Raw genomic sequence first — 19,947 nt, forward strand, 5'->3', positions numbered from 1 at the left:
ACAAGGGACTACTAAAACAACGAAAAGCACACTCGATAGGAAGAGTGTGCTTCAATATGAATCTATTCACCATTCAATGCCAATTGAATCATCAACTCAATGGCGGTAGGGATCGCATCTTCATCAATATCGAATAAAGGATGGTGATGCGGGTATTTGCTTTTTTCACTTTGCATGCCTACATTAATGAAGGCACCTGTTTTTTCCTTTAAATAATACGAAAAATCTTCAGCCCCCATGGATGGTTCCATTGGTTCAAACGCTTCTTCACCGAATATATCTTGGATCACCTTTAACGCATATTCACATGCTTCAGGGTGATTGTACAATGGTGGTGTCCCTTCGATAAATTGATAGTGCCCCTTAGCCCCAAAGCTTGCACAAATGGACTCTGTTAATTGAGCTGTTTTTTTGTTCATTAGTTCAGCAGCCTCGAATGTCATTGCTCGAATCGTCCCTTGTAGTTTCACTTCAGACGGAATAACATTGTAGGAATTTCCGGCCTGCATTCCACCGAAAGAGATCACGCCGGCATGTAATGGATGTAAATTTCTGCTGACAATGGACTGAAAGGCTTGGATCAGATGTGTCGCGATATAAATTGGGTCCACTGCGTCTTGTGGTTGGCCACCGTGTCCGCCAACACCTTCAATCGTAATATCGAAATCATCACTGGAGGCCATGGCAAAGCCGGATGCAAAGCCAATTTTGCCTAGCGGAAGCCTTGACATTAAATGAATACCATAAATCACATCGACTCCATCTAATACTCCCTCCTTGACAAGCTGTTGTGCCCCACTTGGTGACGCTTCTTCGGAACTTTGAAAAATAAATACAATATTGTTTTTCACTTGGTCGGGATGGCTACTCATCCATTTCGCAACGGCGAGTAATATCGCTGTATGGCCATCGTGTCCGCAACCATGCATAACACCGGGAACGGTTGATATGTATGGCTTGTCACCCTCTTCGTAAAGAGGAAGAGCATCCATATCGGCTCTAAGTGCAACCGTCTTTTTTCCTTCGGTGCCTTTAAAATAGGCGATTACATTTGGTTCCGAGAAACGTGAATCGACGGGAATGCCGAACTCAGCTAATTTCTCCTTTACATAAGCGGCAGTTTCAAACTCCTGACCTGACAGTTCTGGATGCATATGAAAATGCCTGCGTTGTTCAATTGTCCAAGCTTTTAAGGCTGAATCTACTAGTTTTGTCTGTAACATGATGAACCCTCCGAAATTCTTTATTGAGTATTTAATTAGACATAAGGTGCAATTCTTCCTGTTTCATGGATATTATTTTAAAACGGTCCATAATGAATTGCTTGGGCGATGAGTAGGAATACGACACTGATTCCGATCTCGATAAAAATAAATGGCAGTACCCATTTGAACCATTTCGTAAATGGAATGCCCGCGATAGCAAGGCCGGCAATTAATACCCCTGCCGTTGGAAAAATAGAGTTGGTGATGCCATCCCCGAGCTGAAATGCCAATACGGCTGTCTGTCTAGTTACACCAACTAAGTCAGATAGCGGAGCCATGATAGGCATCGTAAGCGCGGCTTGTCCACTTCCAGATGGAACAAGAAAGTTAAGGAAAAGCTGGACAAAAAACATTCCTACTGCGTTTAATGCGGGTGATAACTGACTTAAAAGGGAAGAAGCATAATACAAAACGGAATCCATTAATTTTCCATCTTGGAATACAACGAGAATGGCTTGTGCGAAACCGATAATTAATGCGCCACCAATTACTTCCTTTGCTCCATCCATAAAGCTATCCGCCATTTTGTTTGGATTTAATTTTCCAATGATTCCGATGAGGATACCGAACAATAGGAACAAACCGGCGATTTCTGTAATATACCAACCGAATTTTAAAACCCCTGTAATCAATACAACAAAGTTAAGTAAGAAAACAGTAAGGACCCACTTATGGCGAGTTTCTAACTTTACATCAGATGCAATTGTGTTTCCTTTTTGGAAGTTTCCTAGGAACCGTAGTTCAGGCTGTGCTTTAACTTTTTTGGCATAGCGGTAAACGAATAGGACTCCTGCGATATAAAATGTAGCAAGCAATGCCAGTCGGAGGCCAATGCCTGAGAATGTTGGTAATTCTGCAATGCTTTGTGCGACCCCAACATTAAATGGATTCATTATGGCACTCATAAATCCAATATTTGCTCCGAGAGAAACAATCGCAAATCCGACCATTGCATCGAATCCTAAGGCTATTGCCAGTGGGGTGATAATCGCTATATAGATGATAGTTTCCTCTGCCATACCCATTAAGGTCCCACCTGCTGCAAAGAACAACATAAGAACAGGAATAAGTAGCAGTTCACGATTGGCGAGCTTTTTTGAAATCGTCAGTATCAATGCATCAAGAGCACCTGTCGCCTTTAAAATACCGAAAGAACCACCGACCATTAATACGAAAAAGATTATTCCAGCACCTTGAATCATTCCCGTATGAATACTAGTGAATATTTTAAAAAAGCCAACCGGAGACGAGTCCGTCAAATGAAACGAATCAGGAACAACGATCGTTCGGCCATCCTTATCTACTCGATCATATTCCCCCGCAGGTACAATGTATGTTAATACAGCAGCAATAATAATCACGAAGAAAATAAGGACAAAAGCATTGATATTTCTAACGTTCTTCTCCTGATCTTGAGGAGGGGACTGATTTTTTGGTTTAAATTGAAGAAGAGTGTTGGGCATTTTGTAAACTCCTTTTTAAATAATTGATATGAATTTTTATACAACCAATTGTAATATATATTCATTGGTTATGCAAGAATAGTTTAATATTTTTGTATTACCAAAGAAAGCCTATCACTCTTATTCAAAAAAAGTATTGACAATTAATGATTAATTTTATAGTATTAAGTAAATTTTAAATTGAATAACTTATCCAGAGAGACTGAGGGACAGGCCCGATGACGTCCAGCAACCTTCTATATATGAAAGGTGCTAATTCCTGCAGAATGTTATCATTCTGAAAGATAAGGTTTAGATAGACGCTAACCACTTTCGGATGATTGTGGTTTTTTTTATTGTCTAGCGCAACCAACCTGAAAGAACATTTGCTTGTCGGGGCTAAGCAAGGCGCTTACGCTTTTCGTATTGGTTTTTGAAAGGGGAAAACAACATGCTTGTACTAGAAGATATCCATAAATCGTATGGAAAAGAGAATAAGGTTCATGCATTAAAAGGAATTAATTTGAAAGTAGAGAAAGGGGAAATCTTTGGGGTTGTAGGATTTAGTGGTGCTGGAAAAAGTACTCTCATCCGTTGTGTGAATTTATTAGAACGACCTACTGCTGGAAAAGTGTTAATCAATGGTGTGGATCTCTTATCCCTACAACCAAGTGAATTACGAAAACAACGAAAGAAAATCGGGATGATTTTTCAGCAATATAATTTATTGCATTCGAAAACCATTTTCCGCAATGTGGCAATGCCGCTCATTTTAGAAGGGAAACCGAAGGATGAAATTCAGAGGAAAGTCACTCAATTATTATCCTTTGTCGGGTTAGAGGATCACATGGATAAATATCCCGAACAACTATCTGGAGGGCAGAAGCAGAGGGTTGGAATCGCAAGGGCGTTGGCAACTGATCCCGATATTCTTCTTTGTGATGAAGCAACATCAGCCCTTGATCCGAATACGACGGAGGCCGTACTGGAGTTATTACGAAAGGTACGTGATGAATTAGGCATTACCATTTTAATGATCACCCATGAAATGAATGTAATACGCGATGTCTGTGATAAGGTAGCTGTCATTGAAAGAGGAATCATTGTTGAACAAGGCTCGGTAATCGACGTGTTTACTGAACCAAAAACGGCTATTGCAAGAAGCTTTGTGCGTACTGTTTTGAATGATACGATTCCTAAATCAGTACAAAAGCTGATTGAAGAAAGCAGCCAAGCGAACCCGCATGGCATTTATCGGATTATTTTTAAAGGTGCATCAACGAGTACACCATTGTTATCAAATACGGCTAAACAGTTTTCAATCGATTTGAATGTTCTTCATGGAATGGTAACGGAGCTCCAAGGGAAACCTTTTGGAAATTTAATTGTAGAACTAAAAGGAGATGCGGATGAAATCCATCGTGCCGTCCATTACATACAAGAGCATGATGCAGTAATTAAGGAGGTGACAGAAGATGGCTTTTGATTGGAGCTGGTTCTGGCCGGAATTTTTGACAGCTATAAATCAAACCTTCTATATGGTAATAGTCGGATTAATTATTTCGATTATTATTGGTTTGCCCATCGGGGTTGTGTTAGTTATTACAAGAGAAAATGGGATTCTTGAGAACAAAATTATTTTCAATATTCTTAATGTCATCATCAATATTTTTCGTTCCGTACCGTTCATTATCCTAGTCGTGGCCATTATCCCCTTCACCCGATTAGTGGTCGGAACGTCGATTGGGACGACGGCAGCAATTGTCCCACTTGTTCTCTATACAGCGTTTTATATCGGTCGATTAGTTGAAAACTCTTTACTAGAAGTGGATCACGGTACCATCGAATTAGCACAAGCGATGGGTGCAACACCGTGGCAAATTATCTGGAGATTTCTACTTCCCGAAGCCCGAAGCTCGTTAGTTCTAGCCTTAACGATTGCGACCATTGGATTAATTGGTGCTTCAGCTATGGCAGGAGCTGTTGGTGGTGGAGGAATCGGTGATTTAGCGATTACGTACGGATATAACCAGTTTAAGACCGAAGTAATGATTATTACCGTCGTCACACTAATCATTTTGGTTCAACTCGTTCAATCACTAGGAAATATTATTGCGAAAAAGTTAAGACGAAAATAAACCACATCAACGATTGTAAAAGGTCATTCTTTTTATAATAAAAAACTACATGGAGGAATCAGGAGTATGAAAAAACTAGCAATTATTTTACTCGGCTTACTAATTATTCTCGCCGGGTGTGGATCAAACAGTAGTTCAGGAAAAAGCGGGGACAGCAAAACAGTGAAAGTAGGTACATCGTCAGCAGAAGTTCCAACATGGAATCTCGTTAAAAAACTGGCAAAAGATAAAGGAATCAATATTCAAATTGTAAAATTTGATGATTATGTTCAGCCTAATCTCGCTTTAGACAGTGGAGAAATTGATATTAATGCATTTCAAACCGTCGTCTATTTTGATAGCTTCAAAAAGGATCGTAAATTAGATTTATCCGCAATCGGGACGACTAGCATTTGGCCAATGGGAATGTACTCTAAAAAAATTAAAGACATTAATGAAATCAAAAATGGGGACCAAATTATCATCCCGAAAGACCCTACGAATCTAGGAAGAGCCCTCTTGCTTATGCAAAAAGCTGGTCTTATTAAATTAAAAGATGGCTTTACTGGCGCCGGCGGAGTAGAAAATGTTGTTGATAATCCTAAGAATCTTAAAATTACACCGGTTGATGCAGGACAAACAGCTCGTGGCTTAGACGATGCAACAGCATCAATTATCAACTGTGATATGGCTATCAATGCCGGATTAAATCCTTCCAAGGACCCGATATTTGGTGAAGATGCCAGCAATAAAGCCTATGTAAATATTATTGCTGCCCAAACGAAACGCAAAAATGATAAGACTTTACAACAAATTGTGGATATTTATCACGATGACGAGGTGACAAGCTTCATCAAAGATCATTTCAAAGGTGCGGCAGTTCCGGTTGTTAAACCAGTTTCTTATTTAGATGACTATAAACAAAACTAAAATGATACGATGGGCTGTTTATTTCTATTAAACAGCCCTTATCTATTGATCGTTAGGAGATTACGAGATGAAACAGGAATCCTTTTTTGATGTCGCAGTTATCGGTGCCGGAACGATGGGAATGGCTGCGGGTGCTTTTTTAGCTAAGCAACAGGTAAAGACTTTACTGATTGATGCCTTTGATCCACCCCATCATCATGGCAGTCACCACGGAGGGACACGGATGATCCGTCATGCATACGGTGAAGGCCGGCAGTATGTGTCCTTAGTTCAACGAGCCCAGCAATTGTGGACCGAGTTAGAAGAGCAGAGTGGGTATAAAATATTTGAAAAAACGGGCGTGCTAGGATTGGGACCGAAAGATTCGGTATTCCTTCATGAAACCATCGAAGCAGCAAAGAAGTATAATCTGCAACTGGAAGTCTTATCCGGAAACGAAATTAAAGAAAAATGGCCCGAAATTCACCTTCCTGAACACTATATTGGTTGTCTTGAAAAAGAATCAGGACTTGTCTATAGTGAAAAGGCTATTCAGGCATATAAAGAAATGGCTTTAGAAAACGGAGCCAAACTTGTCACGAATTCGCCTGTCCTTGAAATCGAAATGGATAATGAAAATGGGATTAAGATGATTACAGCTGATGAGGAATTCTACGCAAAAAAAATCATCGTAACAGTAGGTGCATGGGCATCGAAGCTTTTGCCAAATCTAAAGCTTCCGATTCAACCCGTACGGAAAGTAGTAAGTTGGTTTAAAACACCAAAAGGCAAATTTGATATTGGCCATTTCCCATCCTTTTACGTAGATGATGTCGATAAAATGTTCTATGGTTTTCCAAATATTGATGGCACGGGAATCAAGTTGGGAAGAACAGACGGCGGGCAACCGATCGACCCTGATCAACATTCTCAAAATTTTGGAGCCTATGAATCGGATGAAGGGGAGCTTCGAGATTTTCTGCAAACTTATCTTCCTGAAGCAAATGGATCGCTAGTCGAAGGAAGGACTTGCTTAATGACCCAATCCAGTGATCATCATTTTATTATCGACACACTCCCTGAAAATGATCAGGTCATTCTGGCATGTGGATTTTCTGGACATGGTTTTAAATTTGCGAGTGTCATGGGTGAAGTGCTCAGTCAGTTAGCTGTGAATGGGAAAACGGAGCATGATATTTCATTGTTTGCTTTGAATCGATAGTTTTGAAAAGGACAAGGGAGTTGGAAGAGAACCGGTGATTTTTACTGAAGAAATGAAATTTTTCAGCCATGAAGAAAATAGGTTATTTTATTTAAAATGACTAAACTTTTTAGAGGATAGCTGCTTGCTATCCTTTTTAGTTGTTTTAAACATATTTGTCCCTCTGTTTGAGAAATTCCCATTACAATGGTAAAATAGTTGTATAAAAAGAGGACTTTTGGAGGTGTTTCTAGGCTTGAAAAGAAAACCAACTGTTATAAAATTGGCTGGAAAGTACCAAAAGGAAAAGTTTGAAAATTGGGCATTTACGAAGGATGAACCATCCAAAGGAATTAATAAAGCAAGAGAAGCTATGCACCTAGCGCAAAGGAATATGAGAACTAATAACTCACCACAGAAAACGCGTATAGGAAACAAAGGATGATAAAAATGCATTTGTTACCAATAACCGGTGTAAATAAACAAATTATAGAGCATTTCTCTTGTTTATTATCTGAATATAAAGCACAGCAGGAAAAGCTTAGGCGGGATCATGAGAAAATTAATCATTTTCTAACAGAAGAAGCATACATGCATCATATACATCAACTTATTAGAACCTACTTACTTTTAAACGACAAGAAAAATAAGGTAATTGGGTTCTTTTCTTTATATAATGAAGAAATTCTAATTAGTAATAAACTAATGAAACGATTTAAATATAAAAAATTTATTATATATAAACCAAAGGACAATGATATTTTTCCGGCTATACGTCTTCATCAGTTTGCTATTGATAATCAATATCAAGGGAAGATGGTAAAAGGTATGAAATATAGTGACATATTAATAGGGTATGTATTTGAAATGGTTAGAGAAGTAGCAGAAAAATCAGGATGTATGTTTATTGGACTAGAAGCAACAGAAAACTCAATTAGCTTTTATGAAAGTTATGATTTTATTATCATGAAAAAGAAAAGCGAAAATGTACTTCCTTTTTTGATTTTTAAAGTTGCAAACCTAATAGATTGATAAAAATATGTGGTTAGCTTTTGGATGTAGAGGCTACTGTAATAGCCCGATTTTTTATTGAAGTAGACACTAACATATTATAAATAATTGTAGAAAAAATAGGTAAATGTAGTATAATAGTACTAATTAACGCTAACTATTCTTTTGAACTTGTTCAAGGAATTCATTTAGGAGGTGAAAAAATGAGATTAAAAGTTTCTTATAAAGTAAATAGTATTTCGATTGGATATAGGATGACTGTATTGAGTTTATTGAAAGAAGCTATTCGCCGCAGTGATGTAGCTTATTATACGTGTCTGTTCGAAATAAATAGGAAAGAAATGAAACCGTTTACTACCGCTGTGTATTTAAAAGATTTTAACTATTGTGAAAATAAAATTAACCTGTCTGAATTAACCATCACGATAAGTGCCTCTAACGAATGTATGATTCATCTATTTAATGGACTTCAACAACTTGCTATCTACCAAACATCTGGTGAAACATGGATTCGAACGGATATGGAATTGGTGAAAGAGGATAAGATCAGGACAAGCAGTGTTTTATTTTCTACTCGGTCACCAATTTTAGTGGAAGATAGATCGGGAAAACCACTACATCCAATTGATGAAAACTATGAAAAGGAAATAAACTATTATGCCGCATTAAAAGCACGTAAATTTGCTAAACGTGAACTTTATCAGCTACTAAGAATTACACCAGTTTCAATGAAAAAAACAGTCATTAAAGAAACGAATTCTACCTATAGAAAATCTTCTGGTCACTCACCTTTTCTTTATTACACAGCCTATAGAGGCTTATTAAAAATAGAAGGGCATCCCGAGGATCTTCAGTTGATTTATTTGTTAGGGATTGGAAAAAGAAATGCACAATCATTTGGCCTGCTAGATTTGGTAAAAGAGGAGGTGGAATAAAGTGGCGGAACCACTTCAGATTGCAACGGATGAATGGAGTTTTATGGCAGGATTAATTGGATTTTCCCGCCTTTATGAAGACGATCCAAATAGTATAACTTCTACGGGGATACAATTAAGGACTGACCACTTAGATACATTGGCTGATAAATATTTTGACTACTTATTGAGGAAATATAGTGTAGTTGATAGGGATGTCAAACGGATGGAATGGTACATCAACCGCTTAAATACAAACAATGATAAGGTCAAAGAATACGCTAGTGAATTAAGAAAAACGATGACCGAGCAATTAAAGAAAGTAGAAAAATATTTTCCGACAACAAAAGAATGTATGGAACTAAAAAAGGTTATTGAGGCATTAAGGAATGTTAAGTCTGAAAATGATGTGAATATTGTCTATGAGTCATTTTCTGCCTATAAACGAATTATGTCTACAGATTTTATTAACGAAAAACTAACATTAAATTATACTAAAACGATAATTCTAGGTCCAATATTTGGTCAACCTTCATTTTTACAGCCATCTTTTAATTCAAAAACTACTAAAGAACATATTGAGAAAATGAACAAGGATTTTGTTGAACCAGCCAAAAAGGAAATGCTTTTTCATCAAGTTCTTCATTCTGCCTCATCAAAAGAGGAGATTGAACAGTTCCTCGACGAACACAAAGAATATAAGCCATTTAAGGATTGGTTAACGAAAATAAAGAAATTAAAAACATTTGAAGAAATAGTGAATTTTTTAAAAAAGGATACTTTAGGATGCTCATTTATAACTGAACTTTTAGCAACCCAGTCGTTTGAAGAAATGGTTTTTTCCCCTTTAGGTTTATCAAAGGATAAGGCGGTAAATTTTAATTGGAATTTTAACAAGAAGCAGCCAATCCCGATAAGTGCTGTTGCAAGATTGCTATTTTTTCTTACGCCTATTGGATTTACCACCTATAATAGGAAAGTTGGGAACGAAACAGTATCAAAAAATTATCGATATTTTAGCGTAATTTTTTCAATGAAGCCATTTGCTGAAATAGTAAAGGACAATAATACGTATCAAACGCTAAGAAATGAAGGAAGTACGTTTGGAGAAGCGATCATTGGCTTATTAAGTGAATCACAATATACAGCAAGTAAGAGAAGTCAAGGCTTCACCTTTGTTGAGTTTTATTCCGAATATCAAACTAAAAAAACATTACTGGATTACTATCAAATGCCGGAATATTTAATTAACTATTTAAGAATTTATGGGAACTCTTTAAAAATGTTGCGACAACTTGATAGCAGAGAAGAGTTTTTACGAACGGTATTAAAAGGGCTAGATCCGAAAGAATTGATTAGTTCTTATCTACGAATTGCTGTTTTAAATGGGAATCATGCCATAGGTGCATATATTGCGACGAGAGAACGCTGGAGAATTATTGAAGCTAGAAAGGGTGAAGGACAGGTGGGAAGTCAAGATAAAAAAATTTGGTTTATTTACTCCAGAGGGGCGGAGCTTAGAAATAAGTTATCGCAGTCTAGGTCCGACATAAGTGGTCCTTATAAAGCATCGGGACGAAAAAAAGTCGAAAGTATTGCTTATCGGTTAATAAACGCATCAAAGGCAGGGGATAGGGATTCTTTTATGGATACTTTATTTCGTGTTCATCTAACTGCGAATCTTGCTATACCGACTACTTTTATAGAATCCTATCAAGAAAAAGGGTTAGATTTTACAACCATTTCAAGCGCCTTCATTGCCGGTCTTCTTGGCGAAGAACAAGGAAATAATAAAGAAAAAACAGAGGGGGAATAAAAGAATGGGCAAGGGATTAACATTTACGATTATTTTTAAGGCGAATTCATTGAACTATGGGGAAGGAATTGCGAATATTTCAGAGTTAAAAAAAATACATAGAGGAAATGGGGATGTATTATCGTTTGCTTCACGTCAAAGTCTCCGTTATGATATTGTTCGCCTAGGAAATGAGTGGTTTGAGTGGAATTTGAATACAATTGATAAGTCGAAAGGCACGCTCCAATTTAAAGATGATGTAACTATTGAAGACTCAGTTGAAATGGATTTATTTGGCTACTTAAAAACAGGAAAACAATCGATTAAAAGGGCTGCAGTCGTCCGATTATCACATGCGATTTCTTTAGAACCATATCGAAGTGATATGGAATTTCTAAATAATATGGGTCTTGCAGAAAGAATTGGCGAAACAGCAAATTTAGCAAATATTGAACAACATGAGAGTTTGTACGCTTATACGGTAACAATTGATTTAACTCGTATAGGAGTGGATCAGGATTTAGAACTATCTACACATGAAAAGGTGAATAGACTCCATCAATTGTTGGACGTCATCAAATTATTAAATAGAAATATACGTGGGCGACAAGAAAGCTTAGCTCCATTATTTGTTATCGGTGGCGTTTATTCTATCGCTAATCCATTTTTCTTAGGACGTGTAAATATCGAACAAAATTTAAAAACATGGAATCTTTCTGTACATGCTTTAAAAGATGTACTGGAGACAACCTTTTTGGGAAATAAAATAAATGAAGATACGGCGATTGGTTATGTATCAGGAATGTTTCATAACGAAGAGGAAATAAATTCATTGCCTGTCAAAACTGGAACAGTAGAACAGTTTTTTGAAAAATTAAAAGAACAAATTTCTTCCTATTTTGGAGTGACGATGTAATGACAAAAGTGTTAAGGCTTCAGTTATATCAACAAACTGCATGTTATAAGAAGCCCTTTGCTTTCAAGGTTTCCGAAACATATCCTTTACCTCCGTATTCAACAGTAAAGGGAATGCTTCATGCATTACTTAAGGCTAATTCGTTTATTCCAATGAAAATTAGTATACAAGGAAAATATGACACATTAGTAACAGATTATCAAACTCATTATTTTTATAAAAAAGATAAAATGACTGAGCTAGCAATTACGATGGATGGATTAGGGATACAGCAAAAACAAGAGAATATTACAACGATGCCAATGTATACACATATGCTTTATGATGTAAATCTAATTATTCATATACAAGCAGATAAGGAGGTTTTGGAACAACTCTATCAAAAAATACAATCATTAAGTTCACATTTGAGTTTAGGACGTTGGGAAGATCTTGTTCAAATTGAACAATGTCAATTAGTTGAAATTAAAGAATGTAAAGATGAACCTGTACTAGCATATAATGCATATGTTCCGCAAAGTATGCTTGGAGAAATGACTTATTTTCCTTATCAATTAAATTGGACTTACCGAATAGTAAATGGTGTTCGTGCTTGGAATCGGATAAAAGTCGGATACGTAGAAGCGGGTTCACCTATCGATGAATTCGATAATGTTTTGATAGATGAATATGGAGATTGTGTTTTGTTTCCGAATGAAATGGAGAAGGATATTGTCTAGTCTTCTCCTTTTTCTTTTTAATTGAAAGAGAGGTTTTTAAATGATTTATTATGCTAAATCAGATCCAGTTGAAACAATAAAAGAACATACGGACCAATTGCTCATTCGATACGAGACATTAAAATCATTGTATAAGCATGTCCTACCATTGAGTGAAAGAGATTGGGAAATATTAAAAATAGCTGTTGAGTACCATGATGTTGGAAAAACGGATATCGTGTTTCAAAATAAAATACGAAAAAAATTGAACAAGCCATTACTAGAGGCTAAAGCAAATTACCAAGTGGAACATAATTTCTTATCCGTTATAGCCATTCCTTTTCAAGATTTTGCAATTTCAGGAGAAGAAGGGAGGCTTTTATCGCAAGTGATTGCTTTTCATCATGAAAGGGGAAGCGAACCTAAATTTTCTGAAATTGAAAAAAACTACAAATTGAATATTTTACCTTATAGGGATGTAATAAAAAAAGAGTTACATATTGTAATAGATGAAAAAATACGTTTAAGTAAATTATATTTTATTAAACATCAAAAACGAATTTTGCCTATTGATGGAATATTATTTAAACGGTACGTACTATTAAAAGGATTATTACATCGTCTTGATCATGCGGCTTCAGCACATGTTCCAATTGAATTGGCTAATGAGATGGATATCGGTGTATACGTTCAGAGTTTTATTCAAAAGACCTTTCCATTAGGAATTAACGAACTTCAAAAGTTTACAAAGGACCATCAAAAGGAACATGTAGTTGTCATTGCACAGACAGGAATGGGAAAAACGGAAGCAGGACTGCTTTGGCTAGGGAATCGGAAAGGATTTTTTACTTTACCATTACGCGTGAGTATTAATTCTATGTATCAACGAATCGTTGATTCGACAAAGATTGCTATTTCAAAACGAAATGAAGAGTATGGAGAAATGGCAACAGGTCTTTTACATTCAACAAGTCTAGATTATTTATATGATCAAGAAGAAGCAAATGATCAGGTGTTAGAAAAAGTACATTCCCAATCCAAAGAATTTGCTAATAAGTTAATTATAACAACTATAGATCAGATTTTAAAATTTCCTTTCTATTATTTAGGTTTTGAAAAGGAAATAGCAACAGTGGCAACAGCTAAAGTTATTGTGGATGAGTTGCAAGCTTATAATCCGAGAATTGCTGCTATGTTGATTAGAGCAATGGTTATAATTGATCAATTCGGTGGATCATTTATGATAATGACCGCCACTCTTCCGGATTTTTATTTTAAAGCTCTCCAAAGAGAAATGAAAGATCCTAGAACCCCAATTGCTTATAAAAGCTTTATTGATGATTCGAAGAAAAGACATAATATAAAAATTGAAGATTTATCTATTATCGATTCAACTATCATAGACAAAGCAGTGAAGGAAGGGGAGGTTCGAAAAGTAATTATAATTTGTAATACGATTAAACGAGCTCGAGAAGTATATCAATCTATTTTTGAAAAAAATAAAAATGTATGTTTACTGCATTCCAAATTTACGAAAAAGGATCGCAATAAATTAGAAGATAATCTATTATTATTTGCAGAAAATCATAATACACCTGGAATTTGGATAACAACGCAAATCGTTGAGGCTAGTTTAGATATTGATTTTGACTTTTTAATCACAGAAATGTCTTCTTTAGATAGTCAGTTTCAACGTTATGGCCGTTGTAATCGCAAAGGAAAGAAGTCAATAAGCGAACCGAATATTTTAGTTTGTATGAAAGATGTCAGTGGGATTGGCAATGTTTATTATGATGAAATTTATAGTAGAAGTTGTACCATACTAAACCAACAGGGGGAAGGTGTAATACTAGAGTCAACGAAGCAAATGATGATATATGAACTATATAATGAGGAGTCTTTAAGTGGAACTAAATTTAAAAAGGAATTTGATGATACATTAAAACAATTAAGGGATAGGCCTTTATATGAGATTAGGAAAAGTAAGGCACAAGATTTGCTGCGTGATATACAACAGGTTCAAGCTATACCTATTCGATATAAAGATTGTGCGGATATTAAAGATGCATTTATAAAGTGGCAACAAGCTTCTACAAAAACGGAAAAGCGAAAAGCTCGCTATATTATTGAACAGTTTACTGTACCAGTGAATTTATATAGTAAGAAAAATAGAGGATTGCTATCCGATTTTCCTTTGATTAAAGGTTTGTATTATATTGACCGAGAATATAGTGAACAGATTGGGTTAGTTTAAAAAGTAGAGTAATAATGAAAATAATAGAAAGATCGACACGATAATGTGTGGTCTTTTTTTTTTGTAAATGAGGAATTAATCATCCTACAAATTTCTACATTGATTCTCGAATTTTGTATATAAATTTATAGGATAAAAGACATCTCTTTCGGAAATCCTAATAGGTAAAAAGAATGGGAGATGGAAAAATGGAAATAACCGGTTTACAAATGAATTATTTGGAAGTTTGTAAGAGAAAGTTATGGTTATATTCGAATGGATTAACGATGGAATCGAATAACGATCGAGTGCTCGAGGGAAAAATACTGCACGAAAGATCATACCCTCAAAAAAGAAAAAGAGAGATAGATATAGAGCGATCAAAAATAGATATGATTGATGGGGATTATATTAGTGAAATTAAAATTTCTAGCAAAATGGAAAAAGCGGATAGGTTGCAGATGCTTTTTTATTTATACCAATTAGACCAAAAAGGAGTGAAGAAAAAAGGAAGAATTCAATATCCAAAGGAAAAAAGAATTGAAGAGATTGAATTATGCGATGAAAATCGAAAGTATGTTGAGAACAGTATAAGTGAAATCAATAATATTTTAGCAAGGCCTAGTCCACCAAAAATTCCCACCCTACCTTATTGTCATAAATGTGCATATTATGATTTTTGTTATATTGCTGGAGGTGAGGATTAATGCAAAAGGAGCAATATATTTTTTCTAATGGAAGATTGAAAAGAAAAAATAATACAATCTGTTTTATTGATAAAGAAGAAAATATCACGTATTTACCGGTAGAACAAATGGATAGCCTTCATGTATTCGGTCAAATTGATATGAATTCAATGTTCCTAAACTTTGCTGCAAAGTATGAAATAGTCTTACATTTTTATAATTATTATGGGTATTATTCTGGTTCGTTTTATCCAAGGGCAAAGAAGATTTCCGGTGTTGTTAAGGTTTATCAAAGTGCCCATTACTTGGATATCCATCAAAGAATCTATTTGGCGCAGTCTTTTATTAAAGGAGCGTCGTTCCATATGTTAAGAAATTTACGTAGACATAAAGAGAAGACTAACCACTATTTTGACACAATTATGTCTTTTGTTCCTTTAATTGAGGAATCGAAGAATGTACAAAGTTTGATGGGGATTGAGGGGGAAATCCGCAAAGTTTACTACAAATCTTTTAATGAAATAATCCGCAGTGAATATTATTTTGAAAATCGTAGCAAGCGCCCGCCTTTAGATGAATTAAATGCGTTAATTTCTTTTGGTAATAGCTTGATGTATTCAGCTGTATTATCTGAAATCTATAAAACTCAATTAGATCCATCCATAAGTTTTTTACATGAACCATCCAGCCGAAGATTTTCTCTTTCTTTAGATATTGCGGAAATTTTCAAACCTTTGCTAGTTGATCCGGTGATATTCTCACTAATAAATAATCGAATGATTAAAATTGAGGACTTTAAAAAAACGGATGGTATTGTCCATCTAGGTGAAGAAGGAAAGAAAAAGTTTATCTCTGAATGGGAAAGAAAATTGTCAACAACTGTTAAACATCGTTCCCTAAATCGAAAAGTTTCTTATCGTTATTTTATCCGACTGGAGTGTTATAAGCTCATGAAGCATTTTATCGGGGATGAAAAATATAAACCATTGAAAGCGTGGTGGTAACATGTTTGTAATTATTACTTATGACGTGGGAGAAAAAAGAGTTAGTAAAGTTTGCAAAAAATTAAGAGCTTATTTAAGATGGACACAGAATTCAGTCTTTGAAGGGGAAATCACAAAAGGAAATTTAATGAAATGTTTGAATGAAATTCAAAAAATAACGAATCCAGAGGAAGACTCAGTTTATTTATATCAAGTGGAAAATCCTTATCACATTCAAAAGAAAATATTGGGACAAGAAAAAGGATTTGACGAATTATTTTTATAACTAGAAGGGAAGACCATCCACTTTCAATAAATTTGCAGTAAAGCTATTTTGCTTAAAAAGTAGCTCAAACCTTGATATATATAGTATATTAATACATATTACCAATTTTAAAATTTTATGATTGAGGGCTGACTGCAAAATTTGTAATAAAGGTAGTTTTATAAAGTCGTCTCTAATACTGATTATTATTGGGTTTTTAGGATGTCTGTTGGTAAGGGGTTTTATCTGAACGTAGTGGGATATAAAGATTAGGGATTTCGTTTCCTTTCAAGCATTCGGCAAGTTTTATCTGAACGTAGTGGGATATAAAGTTAACCACCGTATGAAAGGAATCAAACTTTCCGAGTTTTATCTGAACGTAGTGGGATATAAAGATGCTTATGATAACGGCATGAAGCGAATGAGCGAAGGTTTTATCTGAACGTAGTGGGATATAAAGCCGGCGATTCTTCGATAAGTTCTATTTCAATAACAGTTTTATCTGAACGTAGTGGGATATAAAGTTGTACTTACATTATCGCTATCACCACAAGCAGCTAAGTTTTATCTGAACGTAGTGGGATATAAAGAAGAGTCAAAAAGTTGATGGCAAGTGGGTACCAACTGAGTTTTATCTGAACGTAGTGGGATATAAAGAAGTGCCAATCAGAGAATAGTACCAATCCTTCTTTGTTTTATCTGAACGTAGTGGGATATAAAGTTACCTCATGCGCAAACAGCATGGGTAGGTGAAAAGTTTTATCTGAACGTAGTGGGATATAAAGTGGATATGGGAGGAGGCAAAAGATCAACAACATTTAAGTTTTATCTGAACGTAGTGGGATATAAAGTCCAAACCAGTTGAAGCGCCAAAGCAACCAAAACCAGTTTTATCTGAACGTAGTGGGATATAAAGAAGTTTATTATCTCTTGAAAAATCGATATTTTTAAGTTTTATCTGAACGTAGTGGGATATAAAGCTTAATGTGAATACGCTTGCTCTTTCCTGCCTTACGGTTTTATCTGAACGTAGTGGGATATAAAGTTCACGTACACGCAAGAAAGATGGGCACTTAGTGCCTGGTTTTATCTGAACGTAGTGGGATATAAAGTCCGCCTTTGTTCTTTTTGATAAATGCAGGGTGTTCAGTTTTATCTGAACGTAGTGGGATATAAAGTTTCAGCTTGTTCTAATAACCAATTGAGCGTTTCTGTTTTATCTGAACGTAGTGGGATATAAAGCCTAATAATTTTTAATTTAATATAAAAAGACACTTATGTTTTATCTGAACGTAGTGGGATATAAAGATAAAAATGTTCTTCAGGTGTATTATATCCTGTTGAGTTTTATCTGAACGTAGTGGGATATAAAGCAAGCATATTTTGCGAGATAACTTTAGCATTAATATTGTTTTATCTGAACGTAGTGGGATATAAAATTATCGACATAATGGAACAAATAAACTGCTGTAAGAATGAGAAAATACATAGGGATAATCTTAAAAGCCCATACTAAACAATTAAAGGAATCGTTTCCAGATATCATCCGTGTATCTATTAACATGCCAACTGCTAAAGGATGAGAATCGGTTGAAGCATAGCCTTTAAATTATGTAATAAATCATCTTCAATCTTTTTCCATCGTACTCCCCATACAACAGATAAAATAATCACCGATACACCGGGAAAGATTAGAACAATCGTTGAAGGAGCTCCAAGATAAAGAATCCCAACAAACATAACTGCAAATGAAACAATCAGCGACGTCATAAATTTCCATGTAGACAAAATTAGATCCATCTAATTTCCGCCTAAAATAAAAAAGAGGGATAAAGCCCCTCTTTCTTTATAATGTTTTTACAAGAATGCTGGCGATAATAACTGATGCGACGGTGACAGTTGTAAAGCCTGCAATAAGCATAGGTGGTGATAGTTCATTAAGCAAGATTTGTTGTTCTTCCTCAGTTCGTCCGACACTTCTACTTACTTCCTGACAAAGAATATAGTCTGCTGGAAAGCCAAACATGGCCGTTAACGCTAGGGACATCCCTTTGTAAGGATGCCATTTTGTTAGTTTTGAAAATAGATATCCACCTAAGACAATGCCAATTTGTCCAATCACAATAATGGCTAGAATTTGTGGGATGAAATGTAAAAATTCTTTTAGACTAACGGTACTCATCGAAGCGATGACGATAAAGATTGTACCTAAGATGGCTATACTTGAAGCTTTTGCCTTATCCATAATATTTTCATCATAAAATTTTACTCTTGCTCCTATGACACCGATGACTAGACACCAAATAGTTGAGCTCACACCCGTTACGTTTCCAATAACTGTGGCAATAGAGGCTCCTAGAAACAGTTTAAATAGTAGAACATTGGCCGTATTAAATTCGTATTTCTTTTTTTTCTTCGTTAAAGCGGTTGAATGGTTCATCGTTGTTTCTAACGTGGCAGCAGTTTGTTTGTGTCGCTCAAGAAGGTCCGTTTTATCGCGTAAAATTAGAGCATATTTTCGAAGGAAAATAGAAGCAACCGGCATACCAAATAGTTTATGTATCGCTAAAACTAAGGCGGGGATTGCTACTAAACTTTCGAAACCTAGCTCTTTTAATTCCGTGGAAGTAACGAGAAAAGCAACAATTCCTCCAACAATCGGGCCCATTCCGGCCACTGCTGTTTCATAACCGAACAGTAAAGTGATAATGGGAAGGACAAGTACTAAGGCAATTAACGCTCCCCCTAGGGATATTATGACTGCTTTGTATTGTTTAGACATCATAGATAATGGGATGAGCGTCCCTAAATGGACTACTAATGGCCCTGTTAATAACGTACCAATACCATTGAAGGATGAGGTATCAACAATATTTTTTGGGAAAATTCCTGTCCAAACAAGTACGAGAAATCCAAGAATAGCAACGAGCAACATAGGTACTCTTGCGCGAGTTACCACAGAAATAATTTCACCGACAGCTACTAACGCGAGAATTAACATTGCTGCAAATACTGGTTCATTAATCGTCATGTAATCTTCTCCTTTGATGAATGGTTTAAAATATTCGGATAAAAACTTCTAAACAGAATTGGTGAAAAGAAAGCAATATCCAATTATTTTCATACAATATGAAATCAATAAATGGATATTATTTTTCAAATGTTAATTTATAATTCATATTCTTCTAACATTTGATAAATAATATAAAAATGATTATAAAATATATTGGTTGAATTTTCTATGCATTTCTGAAAATTTTATTTTTTTATTTTGCAAGAAGGCTCTAAAATAACGTTTGAACAAAAAGAAGCGCCGCATTCCCCTTCAAAATCTTTGATTTAGTGGGGATTAGGGGCTTATTCTTTCTTTTTCTTTGGTTTTCAAAAATCCTTTTTTATTCTTTCAATCATTGCACCGTCAGTGGTTAATACCATATAACTTTTACTACAAAAATTTGGTTTTCAGTATTATTTAGCTTCAAAGTAAATTGTTTTCAAAATATACTATTTAT

General features: G+C 35.4%; 18 protein-coding genes, 1 CRISPR repeat array and 1 riboswitch. Of the genes, 14 read left to right on the forward strand and 4 right to left on the reverse strand.

The window, feature by feature from the left end; genetic code table 11:
- Positions 1–62 precede the first annotated feature (62 nt).
- Positions 63–1,223 carry a M20 metallopeptidase family protein gene (locus B5V89_RS12565; protein ID WP_107920488.1) on the reverse strand — a complete coding sequence of 387 codons (1,161 nt, stop codon included), beginning with the start codon at positions 1,221–1,223 and terminating at the stop codon, positions 63–65.
- A gap of 77 nt (positions 1,224–1,300) precedes the next feature.
- Positions 1,301–2,728 carry a YfcC family protein gene (locus B5V89_RS12570; protein ID WP_107920487.1) on the reverse strand — a complete coding sequence of 476 codons (1,428 nt, stop codon included), beginning with the start codon at positions 2,726–2,728 and terminating at the stop codon, positions 1,301–1,303.
- Positions 2,729–2,914: 186 nt separating this feature from the next.
- Positions 2,915–3,019, forward strand: a riboswitch (SAM riboswitch).
- Between the two features lie 139 nt (positions 3,020–3,158).
- Here B5V89_RS12570 and B5V89_RS12575 point away from each other — a divergent pair.
- The 14 genes from B5V89_RS12575 (at position 3,159) to cas2 (ending at position 16,456) form a co-directional block, all read left to right on the forward strand.
- Positions 3,159–4,193, forward strand: coding sequence for a methionine ABC transporter ATP-binding protein (locus B5V89_RS12575; RefSeq protein ID WP_108072292.1), 1,035 nt, complete (start codon positions 3,159–3,161; stop codon positions 4,191–4,193).
- Positions 4,183–4,845 carry a methionine ABC transporter permease gene (locus B5V89_RS12580; protein ID WP_066228089.1) on the forward strand — a complete coding sequence of 221 codons (663 nt, stop codon included), beginning with the start codon at positions 4,183–4,185 and terminating at the stop codon, positions 4,843–4,845. Before B5V89_RS12575 ends, B5V89_RS12580 begins: the two co-directional genes overlap by 11 nt.
- Before the next feature lie 66 nt (positions 4,846–4,911).
- The gene (locus B5V89_RS12585; RefSeq protein WP_066228086.1) at positions 4,912–5,754 is read left to right on the forward strand and encodes a MetQ/NlpA family ABC transporter substrate-binding protein; all 843 of its coding nucleotides are present in this window, start codon (positions 4,912–4,914) and stop codon (positions 5,752–5,754) included.
- 67 nt (positions 5,755–5,821) lie between these two features.
- Complete coding sequence (gene solA / locus B5V89_RS12590; protein ID WP_108072294.1) at positions 5,822–6,955, forward strand: N-methyl-L-tryptophan oxidase; 1,134 nt, start codon at positions 5,822–5,824, stop codon at positions 6,953–6,955.
- Positions 6,956–7,190: 235 nt separating this feature from the next.
- Positions 7,191–7,379 carry a hypothetical protein gene (locus B5V89_RS12595; RefSeq protein WP_066228079.1) on the forward strand — a complete coding sequence of 63 codons (189 nt, stop codon included), beginning with the start codon at positions 7,191–7,193 and terminating at the stop codon, positions 7,377–7,379.
- Between the two features lie 5 nt (positions 7,380–7,384).
- Positions 7,385–7,966, forward strand: a complete 582-nt coding sequence (locus tag B5V89_RS12600; protein WP_142406526.1) for a hypothetical protein — start codon at positions 7,385–7,387, stop codon at positions 7,964–7,966.
- 182 nt (positions 7,967–8,148) lie between these two features.
- Positions 8,149–8,880: a CRISPR-associated endoribonuclease Cas6 gene (gene cas6 / locus B5V89_RS12605; protein WP_108072296.1), complete on the forward strand. Its 732-nt coding sequence runs from the start codon at positions 8,149–8,151 to the stop codon at positions 8,878–8,880.
- A gap of 1 nt (position 8,881) precedes the next feature.
- Positions 8,882–10,675, forward strand: a complete 1,794-nt coding sequence (cas8a1, locus tag B5V89_RS12610; protein ID WP_108072298.1) for a type I-B CRISPR-associated protein Cas8b1/Cst1 — start codon at positions 8,882–8,884, stop codon at positions 10,673–10,675.
- Between the two features lie 4 nt (positions 10,676–10,679).
- A complete protein-coding gene (gene cas7i, locus B5V89_RS12615) occupies positions 10,680–11,570 on the forward strand; it encodes a type I-B CRISPR-associated protein Cas7/Cst2/DevR (RefSeq protein WP_066228066.1) in 891 nt (296 codons plus the stop codon).
- Complete coding sequence (gene cas5b, locus B5V89_RS12620; RefSeq protein ID WP_066228063.1) at positions 11,570–12,289, forward strand: type I-B CRISPR-associated protein Cas5b; 720 nt, start codon at positions 11,570–11,572, stop codon at positions 12,287–12,289. The genes cas7i and cas5b overlap by 1 nt, the downstream gene beginning before the upstream one ends.
- Positions 12,290–12,329: 40 nt before the next feature.
- On the forward strand, positions 12,330–14,522 hold the full coding sequence (locus B5V89_RS12625) for a CRISPR-associated helicase/endonuclease Cas3 (protein ID WP_066228060.1): 2,193 nt from the start codon (positions 12,330–12,332) through the stop codon (positions 14,520–14,522).
- Between the two features lie 188 nt (positions 14,523–14,710).
- The gene (gene cas4 / locus B5V89_RS12630) at positions 14,711–15,208 is read left to right on the forward strand and encodes a CRISPR-associated protein Cas4 (protein ID WP_108072300.1); all 498 of its coding nucleotides are present in this window, start codon (positions 14,711–14,713) and stop codon (positions 15,206–15,208) included.
- Positions 15,208–16,191 carry a type I-B CRISPR-associated endonuclease Cas1b gene (cas1b, locus tag B5V89_RS12635; RefSeq protein ID WP_108072302.1) on the forward strand — a complete coding sequence of 328 codons (984 nt, stop codon included), beginning with the start codon at positions 15,208–15,210 and terminating at the stop codon, positions 16,189–16,191. Before cas4 ends, cas1b begins: the two co-directional genes overlap by 1 nt.
- A gap of 1 nt (position 16,192) precedes the next feature.
- Positions 16,193–16,456 carry a CRISPR-associated endonuclease Cas2 gene (gene cas2 / locus B5V89_RS12640; protein WP_066228052.1) on the forward strand — a complete coding sequence of 88 codons (264 nt, stop codon included), beginning with the start codon at positions 16,193–16,195 and terminating at the stop codon, positions 16,454–16,456.
- 218 nt (positions 16,457–16,674) lie between these two features.
- Positions 16,675–17,874: a CRISPR direct-repeat array (repeat unit 29 nt; unit sequence GTTTTATCTGAACGTAGTGGGATATAAAG).
- 133 nt (positions 17,875–18,007) lie between these two features.
- Here cas2 and B5V89_RS12645 read toward each other — a convergent pair.
- Both B5V89_RS12645 and B5V89_RS12650 read right to left on the reverse strand, forming a co-directional pair.
- Positions 18,008–18,235: a hypothetical protein gene (locus B5V89_RS12645; protein WP_108072304.1), complete on the reverse strand. Its 228-nt coding sequence runs from the start codon at positions 18,233–18,235 to the stop codon at positions 18,008–18,010.
- Positions 18,236–18,281: 46 nt separating this feature from the next.
- Positions 18,282–19,466, reverse strand: a complete 1,185-nt coding sequence (locus tag B5V89_RS12650) for a hypothetical protein (protein ID WP_108072306.1) — start codon at positions 19,464–19,466, stop codon at positions 18,282–18,284.
- Positions 19,467–19,947 lie beyond the last annotated feature (481 nt).

Origin of the sequence: Heyndrickxia sporothermodurans (genome assembly GCF_003055045.1) — a bacterium.
Classification (GTDB): domain Bacteria; phylum Bacillota; class Bacilli; order Bacillales; family Bacillaceae_C; genus Heyndrickxia; species Heyndrickxia sporothermodurans.